The organism is Sinorhizobium sp. FG01 (genome assembly GCF_002531875.1).
In the GTDB taxonomy this organism is placed as follows: domain Bacteria; phylum Pseudomonadota; class Alphaproteobacteria; order Rhizobiales; family Rhizobiaceae; genus Sinorhizobium; species Sinorhizobium fredii_C.
This window is the reverse complement of record NZ_NWTB01000004.1, coordinates 544964-554218: the sequence shown is the minus strand read 5'-3', so window position 1 is coordinate 554218 and position 9255 is coordinate 544964. Positions and strand designations below refer to the sequence as shown.

Annotated in this window: 10 protein-coding genes and 1 pseudogene; 5 read left to right on the top strand and 6 right to left on the bottom strand. The window is 64.1% G+C overall.

Going from position 1 to position 9255, the window contains the following annotated elements:
* Both CO656_RS29635 and CO656_RS08100 read left to right on the top strand, forming a co-directional pair.
* Positions 1-261: pseudogene (locus CO656_RS29635) on the top strand (hypothetical protein); the annotation flags it as partial.
* A gap of 216 nt (positions 262-477) precedes the next feature.
* Positions 478-1188 (top strand): thermonuclease family protein, encoded by a 711-nt coding sequence (locus CO656_RS08100; protein ID WP_037415798.1) that lies wholly within the window; start codon positions 478-480, stop codon positions 1186-1188.
* Positions 1189-1193: 5 nt separating this feature from the next.
* On the opposite strand, the gene CO656_RS08095 is transcribed toward CO656_RS08100, so the two are convergent.
* From CO656_RS08095 to CO656_RS08085, 3 genes are all read right to left on the bottom strand, one after another.
* A complete protein-coding gene (locus CO656_RS08095; protein ID WP_097525387.1) occupies positions 1194-2096 on the bottom strand; it encodes an aminoglycoside phosphotransferase family protein in 903 nt (300 codons plus the stop codon).
* Between the two features lie 63 nt (positions 2097-2159).
* On the bottom strand, positions 2160-3428 hold the full coding sequence (locus tag CO656_RS08090) for an NAD(P)/FAD-dependent oxidoreductase (protein ID WP_097525386.1): 1269 nt from the start codon (positions 3426-3428) through the stop codon (positions 2160-2162).
* A 76-nt stretch (positions 3429-3504) separates the two neighbouring features.
* The gene (locus CO656_RS08085; protein WP_014765064.1) at positions 3505-3969 is read right to left on the bottom strand and encodes an Lrp/AsnC family transcriptional regulator; all 465 of its coding nucleotides are present in this window, start codon (positions 3967-3969) and stop codon (positions 3505-3507) included.
* Between the two features lie 221 nt (positions 3970-4190).
* Between CO656_RS08085 and CO656_RS08080 the strand changes: the two genes are divergently transcribed.
* Complete coding sequence (locus tag CO656_RS08080) at positions 4191-4910, top strand: aspartate/glutamate racemase family protein (RefSeq protein WP_097525385.1); 720 nt, start codon at positions 4191-4193, stop codon at positions 4908-4910.
* A 13-nt stretch (positions 4911-4923) separates the two neighbouring features.
* Here the strand turns inward: CO656_RS08080 and CO656_RS08075 are convergent, their stop codons facing one another.
* Positions 4924-5328 carry a helix-turn-helix domain-containing protein gene (locus tag CO656_RS08075; RefSeq protein WP_037415781.1) on the bottom strand — a complete coding sequence of 135 codons (405 nt, stop codon included), beginning with the start codon at positions 5326-5328 and terminating at the stop codon, positions 4924-4926.
* 144 nt (positions 5329-5472) lie between these two features.
* Here CO656_RS08075 and CO656_RS08070 point away from each other — a divergent pair, with 144 nt between their 5' ends.
* Together CO656_RS08070 and CO656_RS08065 are read left to right on the top strand one after the other, a co-directional pair.
* Positions 5473-6360, top strand: coding sequence for an SDR family oxidoreductase (locus tag CO656_RS08070; RefSeq protein ID WP_097525384.1), 888 nt, complete (start codon positions 5473-5475; stop codon positions 6358-6360).
* Positions 6361-6510: 150 nt separating this feature from the next.
* A complete protein-coding gene (locus CO656_RS08065) occupies positions 6511-7122 on the top strand; it encodes a 2-hydroxychromene-2-carboxylate isomerase (protein ID WP_097525383.1) in 612 nt (203 codons plus the stop codon).
* 4 nt (positions 7123-7126) lie between these two features.
* On the opposite strand, the gene CO656_RS08060 is transcribed toward CO656_RS08065, so the two are convergent.
* Both CO656_RS08060 and CO656_RS08055 read right to left on the bottom strand, forming a co-directional pair.
* A complete protein-coding gene (locus CO656_RS08060) occupies positions 7127-7552 on the bottom strand; it encodes a DUF983 domain-containing protein (RefSeq protein WP_097525409.1) in 426 nt (141 codons plus the stop codon).
* A gap of 193 nt (positions 7553-7745) precedes the next feature.
* Entirely contained in the window at positions 7746-9143 is a 1398-nt protein-coding gene (locus CO656_RS08055; RefSeq protein WP_179864725.1) for a PLP-dependent aminotransferase family protein, read from the bottom strand.
* Positions 9144-9255 lie beyond the last annotated feature (112 nt).

Genomic DNA, 9255 nt, shown 5'->3' with positions numbered 1-9255 from the left:
GGCGGTGGCGGTGGCTCCGGTGGTAGCGGCGGCTCCGGCGGCGGTGGCTCCAGTGGCGGCGGTGGCTCCAGTGGCGGTGGCGGCGGTTCCGGCGGCAGCGGCGGCGGTGGCGGCTCTGGCGGCAGCGGTGGCTCCAGCGGCGGTGGCGGCTCCGGCGGCGGCGGCAGCGGTGGCTCCGGTGGCGGCGGCAACAATGGAAATGGGAACGGCGGTGGCGACGGGACCCCGGGCAATTCCGGTAAAAGCGACGTCACCCGCTAACGCATTGCGGTTAATGCGCGATCGCATCAAAGTCGTGCAACGCTCGCCTCCGGTAGAGCGCAGCTACCGAGACATACGATCGACAAGGGGCGGGTTCCGGCGGAGCCCGCCCCTTGTTGCTGAGGAAAGTCAGAAACGAAGGCCGCCCGACCTCCGCGAAAACCTTTCAGCAACTCCTCGCCAGGATAATGCCCGCGCAATCGAGGACCGAATCGGATGGCCAAGGCAAAATCCCCGCGACGGAAACGCAGCACACGCTCGAAAGGCAGCCGGGGCGGTATGATGCCCTGGTATCTCGCCGCTACGGTTCTTGTCGGGGGCATTATTGGCTATGATAACCGCGAACAACTCCGGGACTGGCTGGACCAAAGCGAAATGACCGCGTTCCTCTCCAAGTCGGAGAAGGCGCCCGAGAAGAGATCAAAGACGACCGTTATCGCCCCGCGTCCGAAGGAGCATGCGGGCACCGTCGCGACAAAATCGGCATTGGTCCCACCGGCACCGGTCGGCAGGCCGATGCAGCAGCCGCCGGCGCAACTCGCCTCCGTTCAAACGGGAAGCAACACTTTTTTCTTCTGCGGCATTCGCCACGATAACTGCGTGATCGACGGCGACACTTTCCTCTTCAACGGAGAAAGAATTCTTATCGCCGATATCGACGCGCCCGAGACGAAGCTCGCGAAGTGCGACGCGGAGCGGTCGCGCGGTTCCTATGCCAAGGCACGACTGCGTGAAGTACTGAACGCCGGGGAATTCACACTGGTCGCTTCATCGGGCGGATTCGCCGACGAGGAGGCGGGCAAGCCCCGCGTCGTCATGAGAGGCGGCAGGTCGCTGGGAGACCTCCTCCTTTCCGAGGGGCTGGTGAGAAAGCGCACCAGCCGGCCGGCAAGCTGGTGCGGCCAGGCTCCGCGCGCCTCCGGCTGAACCCATCAACCATACCGCAGGTGATCGGCGAGCACTTCGGCAATCACGCGCCGCGACTTTTCGACTTCGAGACGATCGGTGCCCGGCATCTCGGCTGCAACGATCATGGCCTTCCACAGGGTCCAGCCGCGGCCGCGCGCCCAGGTTCCCCGGTCGAGAGGAAGTGCCGCACGAAACGCCTCGCGGCTATCGCCGCTGAACATCGTCCAGGCAATCGAGAGATCGCAGGCGGGATCGCCGACGCCGGACGTGCCGAAATCGATGACGGCGGTGAGACAGCCGCCTTCGACGAGCAGGTTGCCGGAACTGACATCGCCATGGAACCAGACCGGGTTTCCCGTCCAGCTGGCGGCAAGCGCCGCCTCCCAGACAGAGCGCGCCGCATTTGTGTCGATTTGACCTTCAAGTGCATCGAGAGCCCAGCGCGTTTCGTGGTCGTAGACGGTCAGCGGACCGCCCCGGAAGAAATTGTGCTGCCCCGGTGACGGCCCTCCATCGGCGTCGATCCGCTGCAGGGCGACGAGAAATTCGCCGAGCGTCGCCGCGAAGGCCGGCAGATCGGCGATCGGAGCATGCGTGGCGATCTCGCCATAGCGCCATCGATAGACGGACCAAGGCCAGGGATAACCTTCGCCCGGCCGCCCCATCGCGACGGGCGCCGGAATCGGCAGCGGCAGGTGCGCTGCCAGCTGCGGCAGCCAGCGCTGTTCCTTCTCGACCTGCAGCGCATAGGACGCGGCACTCGGCAGACGAACGGAGAGATCATCGCCAAGATGAAAGGTCCGGTTGTCCCAGCCGCCATGCCGGACCGGTCGCACCGGCAGGTCCGCCCACTGCGGAAACTGAGCCGCGATCAGCCGCCTGACAAGGGAGCTGTCGATTTCGATGCTTTCGGAGGCGTTGACCATCGGCACTCGTTGTTACGTCGGGCAGTCAGGTTGCATTGGCAGCGATCGATTTGCAACCCAAGGCTATCCCTCCCCGCGCATCGTTTCCTTTTGCGTAATCAGGCGCGCGCTGTGCTGACCGCTCAGATAGATCCACAACCAGCTCCAGGCCACGGCGAAACGGCTGCGGGTGCCGATCAGGAAGTAGATGTGAGCGATGCCCCAGATCCACCAGGCAAGGCCGCCTTTGAGCTTTATCCTGCCGAAGTCGATGATTGCGGCCCGCTTGCCGATCGTGGCTAGGCTTCCCTGGTGGCGGTAGCGGAAAGGGCCCGGAGAAGGCCGGTCGGTGAGACGGGCGCGGATCACCCGGGCCACATAGGCGCCCTGCTGCTTGGCAGCGGGCGCAATGCCCGGCACCGGCATACCATTCTCCTGCTTGACCGCGGCGGTGTCGCCGATCACGAAGGCGTCCGCGTTGCCCGGTGCGGTGAGGTCAGGATCAACCATCGCCCGGCCCGCACGATCCGCCTCGATCCCGAGCCACTGGGCGGCTGGAGACGCCTGAACGCCCGCCGCCCAGACGAGCGTGCAGCTTGGCACGAAACTGTCGCCGATCTTGACCCCGTCCGCCGTACAGTCCGTCACCGGCGTTCCGGTGCGCACCTCGACGCCGAGCTTCGCGAGTGCGGCCATAGCATAGGCGGAAAGCTCTTCCGCGAAGGCCGGCAGGATGCGCGGCCCCGCCTCGACGAGGACCACGCGGGCCTGACGCGTATCGATGCGGCGGAACTCGTCCGGCAAGGTTCGGTGCGCCATTTCGGCAATGATACCGGCAAGTTCCACGCCTGTCGGACCGGCACCGATGATCGTGAAGGTCAACAGTGCATCGCGCCTCGCAGGGTCGTCCTCGACTTCCGCCTGCTCGAATGCGAGCAGCACGCGTCGGCGAATGGTCGTCGCATCCTCGAGCGTCTTCAGCCCGGGTGCGACCGCGGCCCATTCGTCATGGCCGAAATAGGCGTGGGTCGCGCCGGTCGCGAGCACCAGCGTGTCGTAGTGGATGGCCTGGCCGCTCGACAGCCGCACGGCCCTCGCCGCCCTGTCGATGCCCTGCACCTCGCCGAGCAGGGTCGTAACCTCCGGTCGATCGCGGTAGAGATGACGGATCGGCCAGGCAATCTCGGAGGTCGCAAGAATGGTGGTCGCGACCTGGTAGAGCAGCGGCTGAAAGAGATGGTGGTTGCGCCGATCGATGAGCGTGATGCGGACCGGCGCGCCCTTGAGGTCATGCACCAGTTGCAACCCGCCGAAGCCGCCGCCCACGACCACCACGTGATGTCTTTCCTGCATCGTCGCTGCCTCGTTCGCTGGGTAAATCCAAAATTACACCGGCGCTTCCGACACGCCATGCCCGCGCCGCAGCATCCTACTCAGCGTAACGGACCGGAACCGCCGTGCCGCTTTTCAGCACTTCCATGGAGATCGAGGCGGTAACGTCGAAAAGCTCCACCTTTCGGACGATCTGCTTGTAGACCATGTCATATTGCTCGACCCGCGGCAGGACAACCTTGACGATGTAATCGTAGTTGCCGGTCAACCGGTGCGCCTCGACGATTTCGGGAATGTCGCTGATTGCGCGCCGGAACGTCTCAATCCACTCATCGGAGTGATGCGCAGTCTTGATGAGCGCGAAGACCGTCGTGGGCACGCCCATCTTCTCGCGATCGAGAACGACGATGCGCCTGGACACATAGCCGGCCTCTTCCAGCCGCTGAATGCGGCGCGAGCAAGCGGACAAGGAAAGGTTTACCCGCTCGGCGAGATCGCCCATCGCAACGCTCGCATCTTCCTGCAGAAGCGTGAGCAGCTTTCGGTCCCTCTCATCCAGCACGCCCTTTACTCCTCACTCTATGCCACAACGACGCCTGAATCTTGCATGAACTGAAGAAATGACGCAAAAACCTATTGATGATTCTCTTTTAGATAGCCCTCAAAGCAAACAAATCCAACCCGAGTCGCGCCATAATCTTACGGCTGGATCGAGATAGGAAAGTGGCAACGCGCCCTTTCGGCTTCAGTTCCAGCAATTGGATGCAAAAAGGGAGCGAGTTGATGGAAATGCGCAAGATCGGCCTCATCGGCGGCATGAGCTTCGAAAGTTCGGCGGTCTATTACCGGATGGTCAACGAGGCGGTTCGCGAGCGGCTGGGCGCGTTGCATTCGGCCGAGGTGCTGCTCCATTCCGTCGACTTCCAGAAAATCGTCGACCTGCAGAAGGCCGGCCGCTGGGACGAGGCCGCCCGGCGCCTGTCCGAGGTCGCGCGCGCACTTCAATCCGGCGGAGCCGACTGCGTGCTGATCTGCACCAACACCATGCACCTGATCGCCGACGCGGTTGCCGCTTCCGTCGAGATCCCGCTGATCAACATCATCGACGAGACCGCACTTCGTCTCAAGGCCGCCGGGAGTCGCCGGCCGCTGCTGCTCGCCACCCGCTACACGATGGAGCACGGCTTCTATGCCGAGCGGATGAAGGCGCACGGCATCGACGTGGTCGTGCCGGATGCAGACGGACGTACGCTGACCCACGGAGTGATTTTCGACGAACTCTGCGCTGGCAAGGTGCTGGACACGTCGCGTCAAGCGCTGGTGGCGCTGATCGAGAAGGCAAAGGCGGATGGCGCCGACGCCGTCATCCTCGGCTGCACCGAGATCTGCCTGATACTCGATCCGGCAAACCTGCCCTTGCCCGGCTTCGATTCCACAGCCATCCACGCCGCAGCCGCCGTCGAGTTCTCGCTGAACTCGCGGAATGTGAGCCGCGCCGCCTGAGCCTCGGTGCCGCCTAGATGGCGGCGTCATACTCCGCCCGCGCGTTGCGGATCGCCTCGTGATTTTCGAGTGACCAGTCGACGAACGGCCTTAATATCGTCAGAAACGATCGGCCGAGATCGGTGAGGCCGTATTCCACGCTCGGCGGCTGTGTCGGATAGACGGTGCGGCTCAAATAGCCGTCACGCTGTAGATCGCGCAGCGTCTGCGTCAGCATCCGCTGGGAAATGTCCGGGATCAGCCGGCGCAGTTGCGAAAAGCGCAGCGGGCCGTCGGCGAGCGACAGGATCATCAGCGAATTCCATTTGCCGCCGATATTGTCCATCACATCCCGCACCGGGCAGTCGTCGATGTCGAGCGGCACGCCGCCGACTAGGGCGACGCGCTTCCCCTTCACCTTGCCGGTCGCCTTGTTCATGGCGGTACCCTTTCCGTAACCTTCGCAGAAAAAACTGCCTCCTTTACAGCTCTTAGCAGATTACGGGATAAGAGCAACTCTCAAAAAGAGACCAGCGGCCGGTCGAGGCATTGCGGAGCTGGAAAGCAAAGTGAAAGGAAGATCATGTCCCAGAGATTGCTCGTAACCGGCGCTGCAGGTCAGCTCGGCAAACTCGTCCTCGATGCGCTTCTCGCCTCCGGCAAGACGAAGCCCGCCGACATCATCGCCACCAGCCGCGATACCGCCAAGCTCGCCGATTACGCCGCCAAGGGCGTAGAGACCCGCGCCGCCAATTTCGACGACCCGGCCTCACTCGAAAAGGCCTTTGCCGGCGGCGACCGGATCCTCATCATCTCGACCGACACGCTTGACGAGCCGGGCAAGCGGCTGAAGCAGCATCTCGCCGCCGTCGAAGCCGCCAGGAAGGCAGGCGTCAAGCACATCCTCTACACGTCCATGCCCAACCCTGAAACCTCGGTCATTCCCTTTGCCGCCGACCATCTCGGCACCGAAAACGCCATCAAGGCAAGCGGCATTCCCTATACGATCCTGCGCAATGCCTGGTACATGGAAAACCTGTTCCTGGCGCTGCCGCATGCGCTTCAGACGGGCCAATGGTTCTCGTCGGCGGGTGAAGGCCGGATCTCGCATGTGGCGCGCGACGATCTCGCCAAGGCCGCTGCCGCCGCGCTGGAAGCAGCTTCGACGGAAAGCCGCATTTATACGCTAACCGGAACAGAGGCGATGACGACCGCAGAGATCGCCGGCCTCGTCGCCGAAGCCACCGGCAAGCCGCTCGAGGTCGTCCAGATTTCCGACGAGGCTCTGGCGGGCGGGCTCAAGGGAGCCGGGCTGCCGGACTTCTTCGTGCCGATCCTCGTCTCCTTCGACACCAATACGCGCGAAGGTCATTTCGACCTGGTGACCGATGACGTCGCCATCTTGACCGGCAGAACCCCGGTCGGGCTGCCGGCCTTTCTCGCAGCAAACAAGGCTGCGCTCGTTCAGTAGCAATCGCCGCGATGGCGATCGGCCCGGCGTCCCGAGCCGGGCCCTCCATGCCCAGCCCGTCGTCAGTCTTTGCTCGAAGCCCGCATCCGCCACCCCCTCGCCGCAGCGCGGCATTATCATGAGGTCCGGTTTGGATTGGGAGTAAGGACGATGACGGCGCCGGTCGACTTCTGGTTCTCGATAGGAAGCCCCTACACATTTCTCGCAGTGATGCGGCTATCAGAAGTCGCCGAAAAAGCCGGCGTCGAGGTTCGCTGGAGGCCCTTCGACGTTTCCGAAATCCAGGCCGAGGCGAATGACGGCCCCTTCGCCGGCAAACCGCTCAAGGCAGCCTATATGTGGCGCGACATCGAACGGCGGGCCGCTAAGTTCGGTTTGCCGCTGCGATTTCCGATCCCCTATCCGCTCGCCGACCTCGCAGCGGCAAACCGCGTGGCGGTGCTCGCCGCCCAGGAAGGCTGGTGCCCCGCCTATGCCATCGCCGCCTACCGGCGCTGGTTCGTCAACCGCGAGCCGGCCGGGAGCGAGCCAAACCTCTCGGCGAGCATCAAGGAAGCGGGGCAAGACCCTGCTCGCGTGCTGGAGGAGGCGAGCACACGGGCGGCCGCCGAGGCGCTAGACGCCGCCACTCAGGAGGCGAAGGAGATCGGCATCTTCGGTACGCCCTCCTTCGTGGCGGATGGCGAGCTGTTTTGGGGTCACGATCGGCTGGAAGACGCCATCGAATGGCAGCACAATCTGGACCAGGGGAATCCGGGGTGAACGCTTAAGCCGCCCGCTGCCCTTCCTTCGCATCAGAGGGCGTTGCAATTGGCTTGCGCACCAGCTTGCCCTCTTCGGCCTTGTAGAAGAACTGGCTGGCGACCAGCCAGCCTTTCAGCGGCCTTAGCGGCGGAATACAGGTCAACAGCATGAAGGGCCCGGTGACGAGCAGATGCACCCAAAGCGGCGCACTGTATTGCACTTCCAGACAGACGCCGAGAAACACGCTCGGCACGCAGGCAAAGCAAATGACGAAGAAGGCGGGGCCGTCGGCAGGGTCGGCGAAGGAATAGTCGAGGCCGCAGACCTCGCATTCTGGCCGGAGCTTCAAAAATCCCTGGAACAGATGCCCCTGCCCGCAGCGCGGGCAGCGGCCACGGAGGCCCGTATGGAGCGGCGACAGGGGCGGCCACTCATTGGTTGAAGACATCATTCTTCCTTTCCAAGATTCTCTTCGGGCGCGTGGGCAAACCGCGAATGGAGACCGACGTTCCACAGCACTGCCACAGGCCTCCCTCATGAGCATACATAGCATACACTCCTGGTATTGTATGCATCCGCATCTGCGACAATTCGGCCCGCTTGCGACGAAAGGCACGCCACGAGAAAAACGCAGTGCGTCCTCAGACAACGAGATTGAGCGCCGCGGGCGATTGTGCGAGAAGTTCGGAAATGACGTCGAGGCTTCGCTGCAGATCAGCCTGCGTCTCCGGCGCGCCAAGGCCGAGACGCACCGCCTCCGGTGGCTCCGAAAGCGCGAAGGCATCACTCGCAACGATACCGATACCCGCCGTCCTGAGCCGGGCGGCAAACTCGCCGCGGCTCCAATGGGGCGGCAATTTCAGCCACAGATGAAAGCCCTCGCGGTCGTTGAGAACATCGGCGCCCGGCAGGCTGACGGAAACCATCTTCTGGCGCCGCCCCGCCTCGCTTCGTATGGCGGACAGCACCGCTTTCGCCGTCCCCTCCTCGATCCAACGCGTAGCAACCGCCGCAGAAAGCGGCGAGGCCATTCCGGCCGTCGCCCGGATGGCGCTCTCCAGGCGACCGGCCGCTATCGGATTCGGCACGACCAGATAGGCGATCCGCAGGGCCGGCGAGAGACATTTGGCAAGCCCCGCCACATGATAGACGAGGTCGGGTGCGAGCGCCGCAAGCGGCGGCACCGGCGTTGCGGGCAATGCCCCATAGGCGTCGTCCTCGACGATGGCGACGCCGTGTCTGCGCGCAATGGCGACGATCGCCTCGCGCCTTTTCAACGGCAGCGTAGCGGTTGTTGGATTGTGCAGTGTCGGATTGCAATAGAGAGCCTTGGGCCGCTGCTCGCGGCACACGGCCTCGAAGGCCTCCGGTACGAGGCCCTCTTCGTCCATGTCAACGCCCAGAACCTCGATGCCGAGATAGGCCGCCACGGAACGAAGACCTGGATAGGTGAGCGCCTCGGCACAGATCATGTCGCCCTTCGCCACCAGTAGGCCAAGGACGGCAAGCAGCGCGCCTTGCGCCCCGGGGCAAACCAGCACCCGCTCCGGCGACACCTCGCCGAGCCGCGGCTTCAGCCAAGCCGTCCCCGCCGCCCGGTCTTCCCGGGCACCACCGACGGGTTGATAGCGCATCAGCAGAGCGACACCCTGCTCGTGCTGCACGTCGGCGATATCGCGCCACATTCGTTCCGCAAGCGCCGGACCATCGAAAAGCGGCGGCAGGTTCATGCTCATGTCGACGAGTCCGCCCGGAGACGAACGGCCTGTGCCTCTCGGCCGCGCCCGCATATAGGTCCCTTGCCCCACGCGGCCTTCGATCAAACCGCGACGCCTTGCCTCGTTATAGGCGCGGCTCACCGTCGTGAAATCGATGCCAAGGGCGGCCGCGAGCGCCCGCTGCGGCGGCAAGCGTGTCCCGGCCGCCAGCCGCCCCGCCGCGCTGTCGGCAGCGATCTGGTCGGCGATGTCGAGGTAGAGCGGCCCCCGGGCCTTGCCGAGCACCGGCACCCATGAAAGGCCCTCGCGGTTTCCACCCATGCAAACCTCCGTCGTAATGTATGGATATTGCATGGAAGCGCTTGTTGGGCAAGCACGCGGTTACCGGCACCCAAGCGGATAAATCCGCGGGCCTCGAACTCGTTACGATGCG

Excerpts from the sequence above, each read along its gene's own strand:
- CO656_RS08095 (WP_097525387.1), bottom strand. The coding sequence starts at position 2,096 with ATGGTCAACGCCTCCGAAAGCATCGAAATCGACAGCTCCCTTGTCAGG.
- CO656_RS08065 (WP_097525383.1), top strand. The coding sequence starts at position 6,511 with ATGACGGCGCCGGTCGACTTCTGGTTCTCGATAGGAAGCCCCTACACA.
- CO656_RS08070 (WP_097525384.1), top strand. The coding sequence starts at position 5,473 with ATGTCCCAGAGATTGCTCGTAACCGGCGCTGCAGGTCAGCTCGGCAAA.
- CO656_RS08100 (WP_037415798.1), top strand. The coding sequence starts at position 478 with ATGGCCAAGGCAAAATCCCCGCGACGGAAACGCAGCACACGCTCGAAA.
- CO656_RS08075 (WP_037415781.1), bottom strand. The coding sequence starts at position 5,328 with ATGAACAAGGCGACCGGCAAGGTGAAGGGGAAGCGCGTCGCCCTAGTC.
- CO656_RS08080 (WP_097525385.1), top strand. The coding sequence starts at position 4,191 with ATGGAAATGCGCAAGATCGGCCTCATCGGCGGCATGAGCTTCGAAAGT.
- CO656_RS08055 (WP_179864725.1), bottom strand. The coding sequence starts at position 9,143 with ATGGGTGGAAACCGCGAGGGCCTTTCATGGGTGCCGGTGCTCGGCAAG.
- CO656_RS08090 (WP_097525386.1), bottom strand. The coding sequence starts at position 3,428 with ATGCAGGAAAGACATCACGTGGTGGTCGTGGGCGGCGGCTTCGGCGGG.
- CO656_RS08060 (WP_097525409.1), bottom strand. The coding sequence starts at position 7,552 with ATGTCTTCAACCAATGAGTGGCCGCCCCTGTCGCCGCTCCATACGGGC.